The organism is Candidatus Firestonebacteria bacterium RIFOXYD2_FULL_39_29 (assembly GCA_001778375.1).
Lineage (GTDB): Bacteria > Oederibacteriota > D2-FULL-39-29 > D2-FULL-39-29 > D2-FULL-39-29 > D2-FULL-39-29.
In genome coordinates this window covers 1-21,514 of sequence record MFGV01000054.1, presented here as the reverse complement: position 1 = coordinate 21,514, position 21,514 = coordinate 1, and the positions used below count along the sequence as shown (strand labels likewise).

The 21,514-nt window shown below is 38.6% G+C and carries 19 protein-coding genes; all 19 read left to right on the top strand.

Annotated features, from left to right (window positions below; translation table 11 throughout):
* The first annotated feature begins 273 nt into the window (after nucleotides 1-273).
* The 19 genes from A2536_00920 to A2536_00830 all read left to right on the top strand — a co-directional run bounded on the left by A2536_00920 (nucleotide 274) and on the right by A2536_00830 (nucleotide 21,336).
* Nucleotides 274-822: a pyruvate ferredoxin oxidoreductase gene (locus A2536_00920; protein OGF45920.1), complete on the top strand. Its 549-nt coding sequence runs from the start codon at nucleotides 274-276 to the stop codon at nucleotides 820-822.
* A 48-nt stretch (nucleotides 823-870) separates the two neighbouring features.
* Nucleotides 871-1,140: a hypothetical protein gene (locus A2536_00915; GenBank protein ID OGF45919.1), complete on the top strand. Its 270-nt coding sequence runs from the start codon at nucleotides 871-873 to the stop codon at nucleotides 1,138-1,140.
* Nucleotides 1,141-2,319, top strand: a complete 1,179-nt coding sequence (gene porA / locus A2536_00910) for a pyruvate ferredoxin oxidoreductase (GenBank protein OGF45918.1) — start codon at nucleotides 1,141-1,143, stop codon at nucleotides 2,317-2,319.
* Complete coding sequence (locus A2536_00905; protein ID OGF45917.1) at nucleotides 2,316-3,200, top strand: pyruvate ferredoxin oxidoreductase; 885 nt, start codon at nucleotides 2,316-2,318, stop codon at nucleotides 3,198-3,200. The genes porA and A2536_00905 overlap by 4 nt, the downstream gene beginning before the upstream one ends.
* Before the next feature lie 217 nt (nucleotides 3,201-3,417).
* On the top strand, nucleotides 3,418-4,356 hold the full coding sequence (locus A2536_00900) for a hypothetical protein (protein ID OGF45916.1): 939 nt from the start codon (nucleotides 3,418-3,420) through the stop codon (nucleotides 4,354-4,356).
* A 378-nt stretch (nucleotides 4,357-4,734) separates the two neighbouring features.
* The gene (locus A2536_00895; protein ID OGF45915.1) at nucleotides 4,735-5,499 is read left to right on the top strand and encodes a hypothetical protein; all 765 of its coding nucleotides are present in this window, start codon (nucleotides 4,735-4,737) and stop codon (nucleotides 5,497-5,499) included.
* Nucleotides 5,500-5,508: 9 nt separating this feature from the next.
* Entirely contained in the window at nucleotides 5,509-6,597 is a 1,089-nt protein-coding gene (locus A2536_00890) for a hypothetical protein (protein ID OGF45914.1), read from the top strand.
* A 5-nt stretch (nucleotides 6,598-6,602) separates the two neighbouring features.
* Entirely contained in the window at nucleotides 6,603-7,697 is a 1,095-nt protein-coding gene (locus A2536_00885; protein OGF45913.1) for a hypothetical protein, read from the top strand.
* Nucleotides 7,698-7,713: 16 nt separating this feature from the next.
* On the top strand, nucleotides 7,714-8,649 hold the full coding sequence (locus tag A2536_00880) for a hypothetical protein (protein OGF45912.1): 936 nt from the start codon (nucleotides 7,714-7,716) through the stop codon (nucleotides 8,647-8,649).
* Between the two features lie 37 nt (nucleotides 8,650-8,686).
* Nucleotides 8,687-10,441: a hypothetical protein gene (locus A2536_00875; GenBank protein ID OGF45911.1), complete on the top strand. Its 1,755-nt coding sequence runs from the start codon at nucleotides 8,687-8,689 to the stop codon at nucleotides 10,439-10,441.
* A 64-nt stretch (nucleotides 10,442-10,505) separates the two neighbouring features.
* Nucleotides 10,506-11,627 carry a chorismate synthase gene (locus tag A2536_00870; GenBank protein OGF45910.1) on the top strand — a complete coding sequence of 374 codons (1,122 nt, stop codon included), beginning with the start codon at nucleotides 10,506-10,508 and terminating at the stop codon, nucleotides 11,625-11,627.
* An 8-nt stretch (nucleotides 11,628-11,635) separates the two neighbouring features.
* Nucleotides 11,636-12,169, top strand: coding sequence for a hypothetical protein (locus A2536_00865; protein OGF45909.1), 534 nt, complete (start codon nucleotides 11,636-11,638; stop codon nucleotides 12,167-12,169).
* On the top strand, nucleotides 12,148-14,616 hold the full coding sequence (locus tag A2536_00860; GenBank protein ID OGF45908.1) for a hypothetical protein: 2,469 nt from the start codon (nucleotides 12,148-12,150) through the stop codon (nucleotides 14,614-14,616). Before A2536_00865 ends, A2536_00860 begins: the two co-directional genes overlap by 22 nt.
* Entirely contained in the window at nucleotides 14,573-15,217 is a 645-nt protein-coding gene (locus tag A2536_00855; GenBank protein ID OGF45907.1) for a hypothetical protein, read from the top strand. Before A2536_00860 ends, A2536_00855 begins: the two co-directional genes overlap by 44 nt.
* On the top strand, nucleotides 15,214-17,547 hold the full coding sequence (locus A2536_00850) for a hypothetical protein (GenBank protein ID OGF45906.1): 2,334 nt from the start codon (nucleotides 15,214-15,216) through the stop codon (nucleotides 17,545-17,547). Before A2536_00855 ends, A2536_00850 begins: the two co-directional genes overlap by 4 nt.
* On the top strand, nucleotides 17,517-18,263 hold the full coding sequence (locus tag A2536_00845; GenBank protein ID OGF45905.1) for a hypothetical protein: 747 nt from the start codon (nucleotides 17,517-17,519) through the stop codon (nucleotides 18,261-18,263). Before A2536_00850 ends, A2536_00845 begins: the two co-directional genes overlap by 31 nt.
* Before the next feature lie 191 nt (nucleotides 18,264-18,454).
* Nucleotides 18,455-19,291 carry a hypothetical protein gene (locus tag A2536_00840; protein OGF45904.1) on the top strand — a complete coding sequence of 279 codons (837 nt, stop codon included), beginning with the start codon at nucleotides 18,455-18,457 and terminating at the stop codon, nucleotides 19,289-19,291.
* 156 nt (nucleotides 19,292-19,447) lie between these two features.
* Nucleotides 19,448-20,374 (top strand): hypothetical protein, encoded by a 927-nt coding sequence (locus A2536_00835; protein OGF45903.1) that lies wholly within the window; start codon nucleotides 19,448-19,450, stop codon nucleotides 20,372-20,374.
* Nucleotides 20,371-21,336 (top strand): hypothetical protein, encoded by a 966-nt coding sequence (locus A2536_00830; GenBank protein OGF45902.1) that lies wholly within the window; start codon nucleotides 20,371-20,373, stop codon nucleotides 21,334-21,336. Before A2536_00835 ends, A2536_00830 begins: the two co-directional genes overlap by 4 nt.
* Nucleotides 21,337-21,514 lie beyond the last annotated feature (178 nt).

Genomic DNA, 21,514 nt, shown 5'->3' with positions numbered 1-21,514 from the left:
TATAATTATTAACACGGGTCACAAAAGAATAAAATCCTTGATTTTTCAGTGCAAAAGTTATGGCTTAATTTGCTTGTTGCGGAATCGCTGATTTTTCAAGTTTTTAATTGCTTTTTCTCTCTAAAGATAATATAATTACATTACAGTTTGTTTTTGTTTAATTCAGGCAGATAAATCATGAACTACAAACAAATGTGTTTGAAAAAACATGCAGGGATCTTTGTTTCTTTTTAAAATTCCCGCTTACGAGCGGTTAAAACTAGGGGGTTTAAAATGATAGAGATTAGGCTTCACGGAAGAGGCGGACAGGGTGTTGTAACAGCCGCTGAACTTCTGGCAACTGCTGCTTTTTCTGACGGCAAGTACACCATGGCGTTCCCGACTTTTGGTTCAGAAAGAATGGGCGCTCCAGTGGCTTCTTTCGTTAGGATAAGCGAGACTCCGATCAGAGTAAGATCGCAGATCTATGAACCGGATCACGTAATTGTACAGGATCCCACAATAATCGGTATCGTGGATGTATTTGCAGGGCTTAAAGACGGCGGTGTTGTTCTGGTCAATACGGCAAAGCCTGCATCAGAACTTAAGATCAAAGCAAAAGCTAATGTAGTCACTATAGATGCCACAAAACTGGCGATAGAAATACTGGGCCGGCCTATTCCGAATACAATAATGGTGGGTGCTTTCTGCGGGATCACCGGTATAGTTTCCATGTCAGGTATCGAAAAGGCCATCCGTCATAAGTTTGAAGGGAAAGGCGACATTGTTGAGAAAAATATAAAGGCGGCTGAACAAGCTTATAACATGTTAAAGAAGAAGTAAATGGTACCGGAAATATCGTAAATTTAAGTTATTCGAAAGGAGAGTATTATGGCGTCGATAAGAGCAAAAAATATCCTGATTGGTAAACCCGGAACCAGCCTTGCCAATAAGACCGGTGGTTGGAGGATCTTTTATCCGGTCGTGGATAAAACCAAATGCGTTGCCTGCGGGATGTGTGTAATGTCCTGTCCTGAAGGCTGTATGAATACTTCCAAAGAAACAAAAACACAGATAGATCTGGACTATTGTAAGGGTTGCGGTATATGCGCCAAGGTTTGTCCTAAGACCGCGATCAGCATGCTGAAGGAGGAGAAATAAATGAAAAAAGTTACGGAAGGTTTAAAAGCGATAGCGGAAACGGTCGCGCTTTGCAGGCCGGAAGTCGTTGCCGCCTATCCGATTACTCCTCAGACACATATAGTAGAGGAGCTTTCGGTAATTATTGCAAACGGCAGATTAAAATGCGAGTTTATTAATGTAGAGTCAGAATTTGCGGCGGCATCTGTGGTACTTGGAGCTTCTGTTGCCGGAGTCAGAGCATATTCAACCACATCTTCCCAGGGGCTTTTATTAATGGCTGAGGTATTATTTAATATGGCCGGCATGAGACTCCCTGTAGTTATAACTGATGCGAATAGAGCGGTATCCGCGCCTATTAATATTTGGAATGACTGGCAGGATACTCTTACGGTAAGAGACGCGGGTATGATACATCTTTTTGCCGAGGACAATCAGGAAGCCTGCGATATGCATCTTCAGGCATTTAAGATCGCAGAAGATCATGAAGTAATGCTTCCGGTTATGGTCAATGTTGATGGATTTATTTTAACCCATGCGTTCGATCCTATTGACTACCCGGATCAGGCGGCGGTTGATAAATATCTTCCGAAGTATGTCCCTATGGAAAAACTTGATGTGAAAAATCCGCTTTCTTTTGGTTTGATGGGCGGTCCGGACAGATATTTGGAGACAAGATATGCTATGGCGGAAACAATGAAGTCTTGCGGCGCTGTAATAAGAAAAGCAGCTCAGGATTTCAATAAGATGTTCGGCCGTAATTACGGCGAACTCGTTGAAGAGTACAAAATGGATGACGCGGAGATTGTGCTGGTCTCCATGGGTTCAATAATCTCTTCCATGAAGGATGTTGCTGACGACTTGCGGGCAGCCGGAAAGAAAGTCGGTGTTTTAAAGATCCGCTGCTACAGACCGTTCCCGGTGGAAGATCTTATAAAGTCGCTCTGCGGAAAAAAGAAAGTTATAATTCTCGAAAAAGCAATTTCTCTGGGCGGGGTAGGTATACTCACCGCTGATATTAAAGCAGCCCTGTACGGGCAGAAAAATGTACCGGAAATTTCCGACTTTATCCTCGGACTTGGCGGAAGGGATATCAGGATATCCGATATTAAAGCTATCGTTGCAAAGGCTGAGAAGGCAAATGTTAAAGGCGAGTTCTACGGGCTGGACCCGAAACTTGTAGAGGAGATGGATAAATGAGTACAGTCAAAGTATTTAACGCCGGACACACCGCTTGCTCCGGTTGCGGTCTATCACTCGCAGCCAGACTTGTTATGGAAGCAGCCGGACCGAATGTTATAGTAACGAATTCTACCGGTTGTCTTGAAGTGTTTACTACTAGGTCTCCCCAGACGGCCTGGGGTGTACCTTGGGTGCATTCCTTATTTGAAAACTCCGGCGCTCTTGCAACCGGGATCGTTGCAGCGTTAAAGGCGCAGGGCAAGGAAAATGAAGCCCGCGTTATGGCGTTTGGAGGCGATGGGTCGACTGCGGATATAGGTTTTGGGATCATCTCCGGAATGTGGGAAAGAGGGGATGATGTTCTATATGTGTGCTTTGATAATGAAGCCTATATGAACACCGGAATTCAAAGATCAGGTCTTACCCCTTTCATGGGGGCAACTTCAACTTCACCTGCCGGAAGCGTAATAGGCGGAAATCAGAAGCAAAAGAAGAATATTCCGATGATTGCTGTGGCGCATAGTGTAAAATATGTGGCAACTGCTTCCGTGGGATATCAGAGGGATCTGCAGAATAAGATAAAAAAAGCTCTCGCGATCAAGGGTCCAAAGTATATTCAGATCTTAGTTACCTGCCCTCTTGGCTGGGGTTCGGATTCCGCGCTGACAATTCAGATGGGAAAACTTGCCGTAGAGACAGGGATATATCCTTTGTTTGAAGTGGAAGAAGGTAAGATCACGAACGTAATGAATGTTCCCAAGCCTAAACCTGTTGAAGAGTATTTAAAACTTCAGACAAGATTCAAACATATTATTAAAAAGCCTGAAGAAGTCGCAAAGGTTCAGGCCATTGCGGATGCAAATTTTAAGAAATACACCAAGGATCGCGTGCTCTGCTAGGCAAATTTTCAGCCTCAAATTAATTTGGTAGCGCCCTGGTCCGGTAAAACGGGCCGGGGCGTTTTTTTTAAAAAGTATAGGAAAGTATAAAAGAGATTTTACGAGAGCTGGTTAGGATTAAGTCCAGACTTTATCAGTGGAATCCAAAAGCTTTGTAATCTCATCGAAAGATCCGCCCAATATAACTGGCGGATGTGGAATCTTTTTCAAGGAGTATATGTCAAACGAAGATCTGCATGAACATAATGATCATGATCATCACGCGCACGGACATGTCCACTCCGGTATGGGAAAAAATCTCGGGATAGCTGCCGGTATTACCACATTCATTATGGTAGTGGAGATTATCGGAGGCATTCTTACTAATTCTTTAGCGCTTATCTCTGATGCCGGGCACATGCTTGTGGATGTTTTATCCTTAGTTCTGAGTCTTTTTGCGTATAATTATTCCAAAAAACCGGCTACCGAAAAAAATACTTTTGGTTTTTACCGTGTTGAAATACTTGTTGCGCTGCTTAACGGGATTTCTTTAGGAGTCCTGTCTGTTTTTATTCTGTATGAGTCCTGGCAGAGGTTATTTACAGTCCCGGAAATCAAAAGTTTGCCGGTGATTTATGTCGCAATAATTGGTCTTATCTCAAACGTTGTTTCCGGATTATTTTTAATGAAAGATTCGAAACATAATATTAATATCAGGGGAGCTTATCTGCATATAATCGGAGACGCGCTCTCTTCGGTCGGCGTTATAATCGCCGGTTTGCTGATGTTGTTTTTTGGCTGGTTCCTTGCCGATTCTTTAGTCTCAATAATAATTGCTTTAATGATTTTGAAAGGCGGCTGGGGCTTGGTTAAAGAATCTGTTTTAATTCTGCTTGAAGCTGTCCCTGAAGGCTTTGATATTTCTAAAATCGGAGAGGATATTAAAAACACGGCAGATGCCAGAGAAGTTCATCATGTACATGTGTGGACGCTCAGTTCAAAGATTCATGCTCTTTCGTGTCATGTGAAAATAAAGGATATGAAAATAACGGAATCTGAAGAGCTTGTAATAAATATTCAAGAAATGCTGAAAATAAAATATGATATTAAACATGTTACAATCCAATTTGAATGTGAAGACTGTGCTGAACCTCCGGATCATCTAAAAGAAGAATAATAGTAAAAAAAATAGAAGCGCAAAGTTAAATGTATCGTGACCTCCTGTTTCAACTCCCCCAAATGTTTGCAGAAATGTTTTAAAATCAAATTATAAATAATGAAAAAATCATTCATTGAGAAATTCATTGTCTTCCCCAATATCATGCCGGGCTAGATAGTTCATATTTAAACAATTATATGTTTATGAAAACCATTATAATGTAATGCTAATTAGGGCTCGGCAGACTTTTTCTGATAATGCTTTTTTCCTGCCATATGTGCTCATTTTATACCTAAAATATATTTTAAAAATACTATTGACAAATATACACTTTTGATATATAATTAAACAAGTAATTGAGAATGTAGTCTAAGTCCTTGTAGGACAAGGAGATAAATGGTGGCGGTTATTGTCTCAGTTTTTGGACTTTTAATCGGAAGTTTTCTTAATGTTTGTATTTATAGAATTCCAAAAAATCTCTCAATTATTTACCCCAATTCGCATTGTCCAAAATGCAAAAAAGAAATCAAATGGTATGATAATGTTCCCGTGTTTTCCTATTTGATACTTGGCGGACGATGCCGTTACTGTAAAATAAAAATTACTCCAAGGTACTTGATAGTCGAAGTTCTTACTGCTATACTGTTTTTGTCGGCATATTTAAAATTTGGATATAGCATAGAATTATTTTCTACTGTTATCCTGTTTTCGTTTCTTGTAGTCATTGGGTTGATAGATTTAAAAACACAATATATCTATGATGTAACTGTCGTTCCGCTTGCTATACTCGGATTGATATTTAGTTATTTCACTCTGGGACAGAGTCCGCTGCTTTCTCTGGTGGGTTTCCTTACGGGGGGCGCGATATTTTTAACGATAGCTTATGTCAGCCGTTTGGTGTACAAACAGGAAGGTATTGGGATGGGAGATGTTAAGTTAGCTGCTGCAATAGGGGCTTTTCTGGGCTGGCGAAGTACGGTTATGATGGTGATAGTCTCCGTTGTTTTCGGAGGGGTGATTAGCTTAACTTTGTTGCTTATGAAAAAAAAAGGGAGAAAAGACTATATTCCCTTCGGTCCTTTTCTGGTGCTGGGTACTGTTATTATGATTCTTGCCGGAGATAAACTATCCGGAATATTTAATCCGGGTTGGAATAACTAAAGGAATGTTATGTCATATGCGATAGGTTTAGACATAGGGAGTTACTCTGTAAAATTAAGCCTTCTGAAAGAAAGGGGAGGCAGGTTTACACTTGTTAATTTTGCAGTTGCTGATATAGGGGAAGAGCCCATTGATACTCTGGAACCGGCGCAGAAAAATTCATTAATACAGGCCGCAGTACAGAAGTTAGTTCTTGAGACAGGTTTTAAAACAAAGGATGTGTCAATTTCTCTTTCCGGAGATCAGATTATAGTCCGTTATATTAAATTGGCTTATATGACCAGGGAAGAATTGAAAGGTGTTATAAGATTTGAAGCGGAGCAATATATTCCTTTCTCGATTGATCAGGTGGTTCTTGATTTTCATATTTTGGGGGAAGTCACCGAAGAAGGGCAAAAGAAAGTTGAAGTACTGCTTGTTGCGATTAAAGAAGAAGTTGTTAACCAGTATATACATCTGCTTCAGGGAGCGGGTTTGAACATTGTACTTATCGACATAGATAGTATGGCGCTTCATAATTCTCTGGAAGTAAATTATGATAAGAAAGACGGCGAAACTGTGGCTATCATAAATATAGGAGCCAAGTATTCTAATCTTAATATAGTGGAAGATGGCGTAACCAGGTTTTCCCGGGACATACCTATCGGAGGCATTAGTCTGACTAATGATATTTCTAAAGAGTTTAACCTTGGTTTTGCTGAAGCTGAAAAATTAAAAAGAGAGCAGGGTGGAATAATAATTGAATCTGAGAATGTTGTTTTAACCAGAATTCCCAGCAAAGAAGACAAAAGGGTCAGAATTTATAGTTCCATCTCCACTACTCTGGGCAAATTAGTAATGGAAATACGCAGAGCTTTTGACTTCTACGAATCCTCTGCCAAGAAAAGATCCATAAGTAAGGTTTACATATGCGGGGGCAGTTCGAAGCTTCAGAATATTGATAAGTTTATATCCGAAAGGTTAAAAATACCTGTTGAGCCTCTTAATCCCTTTAATAAGATAGAAATTGCTGATGTTGCGGCTTTTGATGAGAAAGTTAAACAGTACGGTCCGTTTCTTCCTGTTTCGATCGGGCTGGCTGTCAGAAAAGTAAAGTAGGAAAAATGCTGATAGAAATTAATCTGTTACCGGAAAGTTACTACAAGGCGAAACGTCTAAAACAGATGATTGCGCTGGGGATACTTATTGTTATTGTAGTAGTGACAGGAATGGTCGGGTTATATCTGGTAACACTTGCACAGGTGCAGACTTTGAAATCTCAGATAAAAGAAGTGGAGAGTAAACAACAGGAGTTTACACAGACTCTGATTGAGATGGAAAATATCAAAAAGACAAATGCTTCTGTTAAAGAGTATCTTGATGTGATTAATGAATTAAAAGATAAACAGGTATACTGGTTATTGATTTTGGACAGTTTTAATAAGACAATTCCTAATAATATCTGGCTTAATTCACTTAGTAATAAGGTGGAGGCCGGCGGGGTTCGGACTTTTACAGCAACCGGAGTTGCTTTATATAAAGAATCGGTTGCTGACTTTGCGACAAATTTAAATGAGTCGACGGGTTTCTTCAGAAATGCTTTTGTTTCGAGTATGACAGAAGCGGTTGTAAACGGCAGAATTTCTAATAATTTTGTCTTATCATTTCAGGCGATAGAGGATGCTAAAATAAGGCCGCCAAAGCAAATGGTTGTCCAGGATGTTTCAAAGACTGGAGTGTACGGGAATAACTATATTAATAAGGAACATAATTGCAGTCTTTTTGTCCCGGATGGATGGAGAATAGGGGATTCTATAGCTTCTTCTAATGTTTTGGCTGTAATAGTAAAAGAAAAACGTGATATTAAATCTAAGTATACACCTATGGTGACCTTGGCGGTAGAAAAGTTGTCAAAGCCAAATATAACATCAAAGGAATTTCAGGAAGCAAATGAGGTCAAATTTTCTAAGTGGCAGGGCTATAAAAAGATAAGTGAAAAAGAGTTTACAATTAACGGAGAAAAGGTTTACGACCTGGGGTTTAGATGGCTGACTAAGTCAAAAAGCGAGAAAAATAAAACTGTTACCCTGGAACAGCGTCAGATATTTTGCGTGAAAGGCGGTAAAGGTTTTATAATTACTTGTTCGGACTCGGAAGAAGGTTTTAGAAACAGCAAGGAAGAATTTGGAATTATTTTTAACAGTCTGAGGGTTCAGTAAAAAAGAGGAGCAAAGAGTGTCAAAGGATCAGATACAAAAATATGCTTTAATTGTTATAGTCGCAGGTGCTGCGATTTATGGATATGTTTTTGAATTGTACCTCCCGACATTGAAGAGTGTCGGTGTTTTAGGTGTCGAACTACAAAGCAAAAAAGACAGTTACGAAGAAGCAAAGAAAAAGTTTGCAGACTATGAGAAATTGAAAAAAGATGCAAAAAATGCGGAATTGGAATTATTCTTTACCATGCGCAGGCTTCCAAATACCGAGAATCAATCGGAATGTATTAAAGAAATAAGCAGGGCTGCTGCTGAATATAATATTACCGTTCAATCTTTTACTCCCGGAAAAAGCGCTCCCGGGAAAAGTTTTTACAATGAAGTTGCGATAGTGCTGAGTCTTGTGGGGGATTATAATGATTTTGGAAAATTCATAACCAGGCTGGGTTATTCTGTCCGTCTATTGAATTGTTTTGATGTCCAATTTTCTGTAGCAGGGGCTGGAGGAGGTGCTTCACCTGCTAAAGGATCTGTTAACATGGTTGTAAATCTTAAAACCTTTGTTTCTACTCAAAGTAATACCGGTCAGGCCCGCTATTCTAAAAAAGAAGATACTGAAGAGAGAGCAATTTATCCGCTTTACAGATATTCGGGTGTTATCCGGGATCCTTTTGTTTCTATTGTGCTGGAAGAATCAAAAGCTCTTGCTGAGAATATTAATATAATGGGTCTGAGATTGACTCAGGTTCTGGCTTTAACCGGGAAAAATCCGACTTTTGTCTTTGAAGATAGTACCCGTAATTCGTTCATGCTGAAAGATAGGAAATTTTATACAAAGGATAATCTTTTTATTCAGGGTATAGAGGGCAGGGTTGAAGGCGATAAGGTAAAGCTTATGTATACTGTGGAAAATATTATCGGACAAAAAGAAAAATATTTTGATATTCTGAAGTAAGAGTAGCGAAAAGCTACAATCAAAGGAGCATAATATTGTGAATAAAATAGCCGTTCTTATCTCAGTCTTTTTATGTGTTTTTTCCTTCTCTCAGGATGGAAAAAGTAATTTTGCTTTAATCGGTGAGGTTGGAATTGATGCTTTACCTGATACGGCTGTACTAACGATTCCTATAAAAGAAGGCAGTGAGCTCCTGAAGGATGCCAAGATTAATCTGGAGCCGATTATTAACTCAAAGAATGCGGACAAGTATCAGTTGATTATGGATATAATGCCTGCCTCGCTTTCCGTTGATGCTTCAGAAAAACCTGTCAGATCGTCAATTGTGACTTCTTATAAGGTATCTCAATATGCGGCCCAGCCGCAAAAGATTTGCAGGGTAGTTGTTACACTGAGTGATAAATGTGATTTTCAAAAAGAGATTGATTCTACAAAAATTGTGGTGACTCTGGTAAAAAGTAAAGAGACCATGCCCTCTGAAAGTAAAGTTCCTGTGAAATCTGTTTCGAATGAAGAATCAACGAAAAAACTTGGGGAGCAGGTGGTTCTTTCGGAAGAAGTCGAAAAGACGGATCAGTTTGCTTTGCAAAAAGGTACCATGAAAAAGGGAGATATGGATCAGATTGTCCCTTATGTTTCTCTCACAAATGCCGACCTTACAACTTTTTTAAACACCATTGCTTCCGAGGCGGGGTTTAACCTGGTTACTAGCAGAAGTGTTTCGGGTAGTATTCCGTCTATTCAGCTTAAAGGTGTCAGTTTGAAAAAAATACTGGATTTAGTCCTGAAACAAAATGGTTTTGCGTATAAAACTGAAGGTAATATTATTCGTGTTGCTACTCCGGCAGAACTAAAAGCGGAAGAAGAAAATGCTATTATTGAAACAAGATATTTTTCTATTAATTTTGCAAAGGCTGCAGATCTCCAGCTTGCAATATTCCCTTTTTTAAGCGGAATCGGAAGAATTCAATCTGACATAAGAACAAACACTTTAATTATTACGGATATCACCACTAAAATGGAGACTTTTGCTAATTTAATTGAAAGCCTGGATACCAAGACTGCACAGGTAAACATAGAAGCAAAATTGGTTGATTTGAAAGTAGAAAGTGAAGATAAACTTGGAATAAGGTGGGATATAGAAACGGGAGGTACTACAGGTGTGGGCAGCGGTTTAATGACGGATCTTTACCCTGGGACTGCAAATACTACTCAATTGAAAGCAAGTATTGCTCCGCCAAACACGGGTGCTGCGAAATCGGCTCAGTTTCAATTTGGAATTGCCGGAAATACTTCTTTCTGGATTGCTCTTGACGCTTTAGTAAGAAACAATGATGCTAATTTAATTGCAAATCCGAGAATAACCACTGTTGACAATAAGACGGCTACGATAAATATTACACAAGCCTACACATATATAAGCGGTTTTAATGCCCAAACAGGTGCTGCAACTTATGGCGCTGTTGATGCGGGTGTGACGCTTGAAGTAACTCCTCAAATTAACAGGAATGACTATGTAACCCTGCAGGTAAAGCCAAATGTGAGTTCAATTGTTTCCGTCGGACCGCCGCCTATAGTAGATTCCAGAACGGCAAATACGCAGGTACTGATAAAAGACGGTGATACGTTTGTAATAGGCGGACTGATCAGAGAGGATGAAATTGTAACTATTCATAAAGTTCCGGTTCTTGGGGACATTCCCCTGATAGGTTCTATTCTTTTTCAGAACAAGACAGTCGCAAAAACAAAGAGGGATTTGGTAGTCTTTATGACTCCGCATATAATCAGATAGAATTCTTATTAAAATACTATATTATGCGGGTCCTTTGAGACCCGCATAATTATTTGGAGTGAAAATGATAAGGTTTTTAACAGCCGGTGAATCTCACGGAAAAGCGTTGGTTGCTGTAATTGACGGTCTTCCTTCCGGGCTCTTACTTTCGACCTTGGACATCAATCCTGAGCTTAAAAGGCGTCAGGAAGGATATGGCAGGGGCAAAAGGATGTCTATAGAGAACGATGCCGTGGAAATTGTAAGCGGTGTCAGAAACGGAAAAACCATTGGCTCTCCGGTAACTTTATTAATAGCTAATAGTGATTTTAAAAATTGGGGAAATAAGGTTATTTGCCCAGTTACAATGCCCCGCCCCGGACACGCTGATCTTTCAGGGTCTTTAAAATACGGACTTTCTGATATAAGAGATGTTCTTGAACGTGCGAGTGCAAGAGAGACCGCTGCAAGAGTAGCTGCCGGCGCCGTCTGTAAAAAGTTTCTTAAGGAATTTGGCGTGGATATTTTTGGTTATGTAACAGAAATTGCCGGTATTATGGCAAAACCTTCCGATATAAAATATAAATCTGTTGTTGAAGCGTCACCTTTACGAACTTCTGATAAAAAAGCGGAGAAGGCAATGATAGCAGTTATCGAAAAAGCGAAAAAGAACGGAGATTCTGTCGGCGGTGTATTTGAAATAATAGCTAAAAAGGTCCCTGCCGGAGTCGGTTCTTATACGCAGTGGGATAAAAAACTGGATGCAAGGCTTGCAGGAGGACTTATGAGCCTGCAGGCAATCAAAGGAGTAGAAATTGGTCTTGGTTTTAAAGCAGCGAAGCAGAAGGGGTCAAAGGTTCATGATGAAATATATTTCGGTAAAGGTTCTTACTATAGAAAATCTAATAACTGCGGAGGCATTGAAGGAGGAATGAGTAATGGGTCTGATATTTTAGTCAGAGCCGCTATGAAACCTATTGCAACACTATATAAACCTTTAAATAGTATTGATATAATTACTAAAAAGAAAGTTAAAGCCACTGTGGAACGTTCTGATACCTGTGCAGTTCCTGCTGCATGTGTGGTCGGAGAATCTATTGTCGCGTATGAAATAGCAAATTGTTTTATTGAAAAATTCGGAGGGGATACCCTTATGGATATTAAAGCCTCTTTAAAGGCCTATTTAAAGAGGATAAAAGTTCTTTGAACAAGTTAATGAAATATTTGAAAAGGAACATAGTTTTAATTGGTTTTATGGGGACGGGAAAAACCTCTTCCGGCAGGTTAATTGCCCTGAAAATGAAAAGAAAGTTTGTTGATACTGATGAGCTTATTGAAGCTGAAGCAGGGCTTTCTATTAAAGAAATATTTAAGAAAAGAGGCGAAAAGTATTTCAGAAAACTTGAGAAAAATATTATTAGAAGAGTTTCAAATAAAAGAACTATAGTTATCTCGACCGGGGGCGGAGCTGTAAAAAACATCTTAAATATGAAACGCCTGAAAAAAAATGGGTTTGTGATTGCTCTGGTTTCTAATGAGAAAAGTATATTAAAGAGGGTTGAGTCTCAAAAGGATAAAAGGCCTCTACTAAAGACAGGAAGCCGCTCCGAAAGTTTAAAGAATTTAAAAGCTTTGCTTTCTGTCAGATTGCCGCTTTACGAAGCTGTTGCAGACTTGGTTTTAGACACTTCGAGCTTGACTCCGGGACAGACTGCTAAAAAGATCTTATGCGAATTAAAGAAAGAATAAGTAAGTATATAATTTACCCGGTTCTGCTGGCAGGAGTTACACTGATCTTTTTTTTTGATACCTTATTTCTGGGTAACTCGTTCTCTTACAGAGATATTTACAGGTATTTTTATCCGTACAAGAAGTTTGCCTCCGAATGGCTGCGGTCGGGCGTTTTTCCGCACTGGAACTCGCTGAATTCCTGCGGAACTCCGTTTTTCGCCGGACTGCAGTCGCAGGTGGCATATCCTTTAAGTATCTTTCACTATATATTACCGTTTAACTTTGGTTTTAATCTCTTCATTGCGGTACATTTATTTCTTGCCGGTTTATTTGTTTACTTTCTTTGCCTTGACTTCCGGTTTAAAAAATACTCTGCGTTCTTTGCTGGGGTAATATTTGCATTTTCCGGATACATGGTTTCCTCAGTTGAGATGCTTACGACGCTTTCTTCCGTTATCTGGGTGCCTTTAATTCTTTTGGTCTTTAAAAAAGCTTTGGAGAAAAAAGGTTTAAAAGAAAGATTGCTGTGTACGGTTGTTACAGGGGCTCTTTTAACGGTTCAGTTTCTGGGAGGGGAGCCGACAATAGTATATGTTACCCTGGGGATGCTGGCAATGTTTTCCCTGTTATTTCTTGAAAAAAAGCCGGTGTTCGTATATTTTGGTACTTTGTTTCTCGCCTTCCTATTTTCCTCTTTTCAGCTGCTGCCGTTCCTGGAGTTTTTGAGAAATTCCGACAGGTATAATCAACCTGAAGCAGTTACGCGTATCTTGAACAGTCTCTGGTCATTTCCGCCTGAAGGTATTCTTTCATTATTTATACCGTCATTTTTTAAAGAGGGTTCTGTTTTTGAGTTTCTTTCCGGAGAAAAGAGTCAAATATGGTTAAAAAGCGCTTTTATCGGTTTACTTCCTTCGGTTTTAGCAATTTCCTCTGTATTTTATGGCATGAATAATAAATTGAATTCCATTCGCCGAAACTCCGGACGTAAGTCCGCAGAGGTTCATATCATGAAAGAAAAAAATGAGAATAAAAAATATCTGTTATTTTTTGTCCTGATCGGCTTTATATCCCTGTTCTTAGCCGTAGGGCGCTATAACATATTCTACGAACAAATGTATTCGTTTCTGCCAGGGTATAAGCAGGTACGGTTCCCGGTAAAATATATTTTCCCCGTATTTTTAAGTATTGCCTTCCTGTCCGGCTATACTTTGGAGAAAATATTTGAAACCGGGAAGCAGCAAAAATACCGTTTGTCAAAAATTGTTATCTTCTCGGGGTCTAGCCTTGTAGTTCTTAGTAGTTTAATATATATTTTTAACAGACAAATATTTTCTTTGCTTGTCAGGTTGATTAATCCTGCTGTTTCGTATTCTTCTTTATATTATGCGTATCAGAATCATAAGGAGATAACCGGGTTTGTTCTACAATCAAGCGGAATTCTTTTTTTTGCGGCTCTGGTGTTAAGTGCTTTTCTTATGGGGAAACTAAAAAAAAGATTTGCAGCAGTAACTATTATTTTCATAGTTCTGGTTGAACTTTTTATCTGTAATGAACCCATAAATCAGCGGATTAATTCCGGGTTCTTCAAGGAAAGTACCGGGCTTGAGTTGTTTTTAAAAGAAAATCAGGGTGCGGAACGAACCTTTCTTCTTAGAAGCAAGAATAAAGAGGCTTGGCTTCAGGGAGAGACATTTTATGACGCGATGTATTATGCTAAGAACAGGTTATACGTAAATCAAAATATGCTTTTAGGTATTAGAGTTGTCTCGGGGTATGATTCAATATTAGTCAGGGAACAGTATGAATTTTTAGAATATATAGAAAAAAACAGAAAACGGCGGTATCTGAATATTCTTTCCGCGAAATATATAGTAACTGAAGAGGAATTGGACAAAAAAGTTTTTCCGTTAATATATTCTTTTGACGGAGTAAGTGTTTATGAGAATAAAGATTCCCTGCCAAGGTGCTTTGTTGCGAAAAATATTAAATGTTTTGACGAAATCCGGGCAAAAGAATACATAATAAATAATAATTTTGACCCGAAGAAGGAAACGATTATTTACAGTACGTCTGCAATAGGTGTTTCTGAGGGAAGGACGGGAAAGGTTGAAATTATAGAGGAGACACCTAATACCGTCAAAATAAATGCTTTATTGCCGGAAAAAAGCTTTGTGGTCTTAAATGATACATATTACCCGGGATGGGAAGTGTTTGTAGATAAGAAAAAAGAAAAGATTTACAGGGTTAACGGAATATTCAGAGGTCTTGTTTGTCCTCAGGGAAAACATGAGATATTTTTCAAATATAATCCAAAAGCTTTTAAAATAGGGCTGATTGTTTCTTTTATCAGTGTTTTGACTATTATTTGCATTTTGTTTGTGCTATATTTTAAGAAACCGGCTAAAAAAGGAATAATCTATGGAAGAGCAATTAGCAAAACAAATAGAAGAAGTAAAAAATAGACTGATTAAAGAACCGGAAAGTCAGGTGTTTCTGGAGTTGAGTGAGCTTTATTATAAAGCCGGTCTGAAAGATGAGGCTCTTTCTCTTGTGTTGTCAGGATTGGAAAAAAATCAGAGTTACATTTCTGCCAGGATATTTGCAGCAAAACTTCTTCTTGAGATGAACAGGACAAAGGATGCAAAGTTGGAACTTGAGAAAGTAATTATAGTGGATCCCTTGAACTTGACTGCGAATACTATGCTGGAAACTTTGTATAGATATGAAGGAAACAGTGTTGCTGCTGATAGAGTAAAAGAGAGTATAAGTCAGATGACGTCTAAAGAAGAAAAGAAAGGGAATATGGAAACTTCTACTGTTGCCGAGATTTACGTAACACAGGGGCTTGTGGATGATGCTATCAACATATATGAGCGCATAGCGTTAAATAACCCGCTTGACGTAAAAATTAACAATAGACTAAAAGAGCTCAGAAAAAAGAAGGAAGAACAATATCAGGAATTTCTAAAGAAGAGACAGAAAATAATTAAAACCATCCAAAAACTGCAAGAGGGACTTAAAGAAATGCAGGAGGCCCTTCAGAATCTGGAGAAAGACCTTTGAAATTACGGATAACTGTCTTATATCCGGTTTTGTTGATTCTGCTCTGCGTATTTTTCTGGAGTGAACTTGTCTTTTTGAATAAAATACCGTTTTTCCGTGATATTATTCTGCAATTTTACCCCTGGCAGATCTTTGCTGATAATTCTGTCAGTTCAGGCGTTGTTCCTCTTTGGAATAATTTTTCAGGCTGCGGCTCTCCGTTTATAGCTAACCTGCAATCGGCAGTATTTTATCCGTTAAAACTTATATTCTATTTAATGCCTCTTGTAGCTGCGGTTAAATTATATGTAGTCAGCCATTTTGTTTTAGCGGCTATATTTATGTTCTACCTCGCAAAGGATTTTAAAATAAGCGGCAAAGCAGCGTTTTTTTCCGCACTGGTTTTCACTTTTAACGGTTACATGGTAAGCCGGGTAGAGTTTTTCAGCGTCATGTCTTCTTCTGTCTGGATTCCCCTGATAATATTATTATTAAAGCGGCTTATTGAAACCGGTAAGTTTAAGTATTTTGCGCTTTCCTCTCTGGCTGTTTCCATGCCTGTGTTTGCGGGTAGTGTTCAGATATATTTTTATAATTTCTTAATAGCTCTGGCCTTTGTAATCTGGTATTCCTGGCCGGGAAAAAAAGAGTGGTGGAGAAATACCGGTATTTATATTGCTGTAACAGCAATGTCTCTTTTGCTTTCGTCCATACAGTTACTGCCTTTCCTTGAATTTGTTATGAATTCAGTCAGGCAATCCGGTATGCCATATTCTTTTGCTTCCAACTGGTCATTGTACCCGGCTAAACTAATAAACTTTTTAACCCCGTTTATCTGGGGAAATCCTTCGATATCCGCTTATTACGGTACTGATCAATTTTGGGTGAGCTGTTTTTATTGCGGAATACTGTCAGTTCTTTTAATTATTATGTATTATACCGCAAAGTTCTCGGGAAAATTAAAAAAAACCGGAGAAAGTGCGCTGATCGGTTATTTTTCTCTGATACTAATATTCTTTCTTCTACTCTCTCTCGGAAAATATGGAATAATTCATAGAGCATTGTATGAAATTCTTCTGCCCTTTAGAATGATAAGGTATCCTGGTGTGGCGATCTATGGTGTTGTGTTTTGTCTTGCGCTGATTAGCGGGCTAATAATGGACAAACTGCCTTTGTTTATAGTAAAGAAAGGTTTATTTAAAAAAATAACACTGTATTTTTTCGTATTAGTCTTTACTCTAGTTTCTGTGTATGTGTATTTTAATTATTTTAAAAAGAATGTTGACCCCGCGCGCCTTCAGGTTGCAAATTCCTCCCTGTTTGTCGGTATAGTTATGATAGTGGCAATTACTTTTATTTTATATTTGTTTGTAAACAAGAGGTTGTCTAAAACGGCTCTGTTGACAGTATTATCTATTCTTCTGTACTTTGATCTATTCGTAAATTCCGGAGGGATTCTGCCTTTGTTACCTCCTGATCCGATACTGGCTCAACCAAAAACAGTTGAATATTTAAAAGCTGACAGTTCGAATTATCGCGTGGACATGGCTCAAAATGCGATGATTACGTATAGGCTTAATTATCAGGATGACAGACGATATGTTAATGGCTATCCCTATAAGAACTATATTAGAGATATAAAAGAAATACTGCACGAAAATTCAGGGATAATGTACGGTATTGAATCTTCCGAAATTTATGACCCTATGAGGATAACAAGGCAGGATAAATATTTTGGCTGTCTGATGGGGCAAAAAACTGCAAGGGAAACTCCGCTTTTGGACCTTGCTAATATTAAATATTTGCTTTCCAATCAGGAAATACCTGAAAAAGGTTTTATAAAAAGAGCCGAAATTGACGGTATTAAAATATTTGAAAATCAAAATGTACTCCCGAGAGCGTTTGTAGTCTATAATACCGAAAATGCGGCAGGCTCTAACGAGGCTTTTCTTAAACTCTCTAAAAAAGAGTTTTTGCCCGCTGAAACGGCGGTAATAGAGGGGGAACAAACGGAATTTATAAGGAATAAGGGGCAAAAGAGTACCTCTGCAAATGCCGTCTATTTATCGGCAAATAAAGTAAGGATTAGCTTTAATGCAGTTATTCCCGGAGCTCTGGTCTTACTCGATTCGTATTATCCCGGGTGGGAAGTGTATACAGACGGAATTCCCGGTAAAATATTAAGAACAAATTATTTATTTAGGGGGGTATTAGTGCCGGCAGGAATACACACCGTCGAATTTATATATCGACCGGTTTCTTTTAGAGCAGGAGTTGCTGTTTCTCTCTCAACTTTTGCTTTTCTTCTTCTGGCCTCCATATGGTTGTGGGCGAAAAATATTTATCGGTAATAATTCCTGCTTTTAATGAGGAAAAGAGAATCTCACGTTCGGTAAGCCTTCTAAAGGACTATCTGAACACTCTTGATATTTATTATGAAATAATTGTAGTGGATGACGGGAGCCTTGACGCTACTTCAAAGATAGTTAAACAACTTTCACTTATGGATCCTGTTATCAGACTGGTAAGAAATGAAAAAAACACAGGCAAGGGGTTTGCCGTGAAACACGGGATGGAAGAGGCCTATGGTAAGTACAGGATATTTACTGATGCAGACCTTTCAACACCTGCGGAAGAAATTGGAAAAGCAATAGAGTTCTTAAAATCAGGTTTTGACGTGGTTATCGGTTCAAGGCGGGTAAAGGGTTCTGATATTAGATCCCCTCAGCCTCCGGTAAGAAAAATATTCAGCGCTGCTTTTCACTTTGTAAGACGAATGCTTTTACTTCCGGAGATAAAAGACACCCAGTGCGGCTTTAAAGGCTTTACCGCAGCTGCCGCAAAAGAAATCTTCAGTCGTCTTACTATATTCGGTTTTGTCTTTGATGTAGAAGTGCTTGTAATAGCCAAAGCCTTGGACCTGAAAATAAAAGAAATGCCCGTCACCTGGACAGATGACACAAGAAGCAAACTTACCCCGACGAAACACCTTAGGGCCGTAGCGGAAGAGTTGTTGACGGTCAGGCGTAATTTTAAAGAAGGAAAATACCATAAAAGCAATGAATAAGATCTATCCTCCATAAAGACTGGCGGACGACAATATCGATTAAATTATGGTTAGTCGAATTTTAATCACTAAACGTAAGGAAGATTATAATAAAGTACAGCGATTTTGTTTGAAATTTAGTTATTAAGTATTTTGTTGTTTGTTTAGGATTTAGTGCTTAGACCTTAGTCATTGCTCTTAAAAGGGGTTTTATGAACATAGGAATTCATGCAGGAATAAGCGGCGGGTTGGTTAACGCGGCTCACGAGGCAGAAAGAAAAGGGTGTACGACTTTTCAGATTTTTACTAAAAGCCCACAGCAATGGGCAGTGTCTGATTTAGTCCAGGCGAGTGTTGATCTTTTTAAAGAAGCTGTTAAAAAGTATAAAATCTCTCCTGTTGTCGTTCATACAAGCTACCTGCTTAACCTTGCCTCGCTCAGTGAAGAGTTGTATAAAAAATCCATAGATTCCTTTGCCACGGAGATTAGAAGAGCTGAAGCTATAGGCGCTGATTATATTACTGCTCACATAGGAAGCTGCGGGGAGTGCGTTAAACAAGAAGCTCTTAAAAGGATCCTGGAAGGCATACAGGAAGCTGTTACTCTTTCGAAAAAAGAAAAAATTAATATTCTTTTCGAAAATTCAGCAAAAATAAAATCTCCCGGAGGCGAATTTAAAGATCTGGCTTTTCTGGTAAAACAACTGGGAAAAAGATACGGAATTACCCTGGACACCTGTCATGCCTTTGCCGCCGGTTATGATTTTAGAGAGCAAAAGCTCCTGAACTCTTGTATAAATGAGGTTGAGAAGATAGCCGGATCGGGTAAGATAAAAGTGGTGCATTTAAATGACTCAAAAGGCGACCTGGGGAGCGGATTAGACAGGCATGAGCATCTAGGAAAAGGATTGTTAGGAAAAGAAGGCCTGAGAAATGTTGTAAATCATCCTTCCCTCAAAAATCAAGCTTTTATACTTGAAACCCCCAAAGAACCTGAAGGTTCCGATGCCGAAAACATGGGATATGCAAAAAAACTAAGTATTAAATAAATATGCAGTTGTATTTGTTTTAATCAGCGAAATCGAACCCAAATTCTATGAAGCCCAAATAGTTCAGTATAAATACTTTGTAAAACCGCGTTTTGGATTACGATATCAGAATTTGGGTGGATTTTAAATGGTTTTATCTGATATAATTACACTAATATGATGAAAAAATATTCTTACATAACTCTTGCCACGGCTTGCTTTTTAACGCTTATCTCTTGTGGTAAGAAAGCGGATAAGGGCGCAGCTATTGCTTATGTTAATAATGAGCCGGTATTTCAATCTGAGCTTATTTTTCTTGAAAGATATACACGTTTTGAATACAGCTACCTTGGCTCTCAAGTACATGGCACCATGGATTTGTTAAACAAAATTGTAGAGAAAAAGATAATACTTCAAGAAGCTAAAAAAACAGGTATAAAGATTTCCGAAAAAGAACTTGATAACTACCTAAAGAAGATTAGTGAAAGTTTTTTCACCGATAAATTTAAGGAATCCTTAAAAGAGCGTTTGATTGAATATACGGATTGGAAGAAATATATGTCTGACCAGGCTCTGGTGGAAAAAACTGTTGAGGCTCAGCTGGCGGACTTAAAAATCGAACCCGGCGAGGTAAAAAAGTATTATTACGGACATATTCAGGAGTTTTCTCATGACGAACAGGTGCGAGCTTATCAAATTCTGGTTAAGACCAAGTCTGAGATCCAGGAAGTTAAAAAACGCCTTGAAGGCGGGGAAGATTTTGAGAAGGTTGCAAAATTGAAATCTATGAGTCCGGAAAGTGAAAAAGGCGGGGATTTAGGCTATTTTTCCAGAGAACAGATGCCGCCGGAAATAAGTGAAGCAGTATTTAAACTTTCATCAGGGAAAATGAGCGAGCCGGTTCAGACAAATTATGGTTATCATATATTTAAAGTTGCGGATAAGAGAAAACGCGGTTCGGCTTTAATTTCTGAAGTTGAAACGGAAATCATAGAAAAGATAAAAGCAGAAAAAAAAGAAGTATTCTTTAAAAATTGGATAAAAGAACTTGCAAAGAATTCGGATGTCAAATTAAGCAAGGATCTTTCCGGGGGACTGAAATGAAGAAATTAATAGTAACGCTGGGAGTTTTATTTACAGTTGCAGTTATGCAGGCTGCGCCTGAAGTAATTGACAGAGTCTTGGCTTCTGTAAACGGGGAGATGATAGCTTTATCTGAATTCAATGAGATATTTGTGCCTTATGCAATGCAGGCTGCAAATTCCGTACCTCCCGAGCAGATAAAGCAGGCGAAGAAAGAGATATTTTCCAAACTTTTGGAGAATAAACTGCTTGTACAGGAAGCGGTTAATAAAAATATTGATGTGGGAAAAAGAGAACTTGAAAATACGATTGAAAATGCAAAAAAAAATGCAGGCGGCTCTGAGATATTTATTGCTCAATTAAAAAAAGAAGGTTTAACCGAGGAAGATTTCAGGGAAAAAGTAAAAGAATCCCTGATGGCGCAGCGCCTGGTTAATGATTATGTGCGCCGTGATCTTAAAATTAATGTACAGGATTATCAGGATTATTATCAGAAAAATATTGAAAAATTCAGATATCCTGACAAAGTTAAGCTGTTTCATATCTTTGTGAAAAGCGGGACTGAGGCGAAAACTAAAGCTGAAAGCATTATAAAAGAAATAAAAGCGGGTTTGGATTTCTCTGAAGCCGCAAAGAAATATTCCGAGGATCCCTCGGCAAAAGATAATGGCGGCGAGTTGGGAATGGTAAGTCCCGGTGAAATGCCGGTTTTAGGTACGGCTCCCTTTTCTCTTAAAGACGGAGAAATAAGTGCCCCGGTTCAGACCTCCATGGGTTTTTATATATTAAAAGTAACAGAAAGAATTCCGGGAAAACAACTGGTGCTTTCGGATGAGATAGAAGAGAATGGAAAGAAAACCTACGTAAGAGAAATTGCGCAGCAGAGGGTAATGGAAGAAAAGTTTAAAGAAAAGTATGATCAATATCTTGATAATTTAAAAAAGAAAGCAGTAATCAGTATTAAAATAGACGAATTTAGATAGAAACAGGTTCTGGGCTCTTGGTACTGGGAATAACGAGTAAATTACTAAGAATAAAGCACTAAATTTAAAACAATAACTAAGGTTAAAGCACTAAATTCTAGTGTGCCAAGGGAAGCGTATTTGTTTAAGCTGGTGAAAGTCCAGTGCAGGCAAAGGTAAAGCCGACCAGCCTGTAATC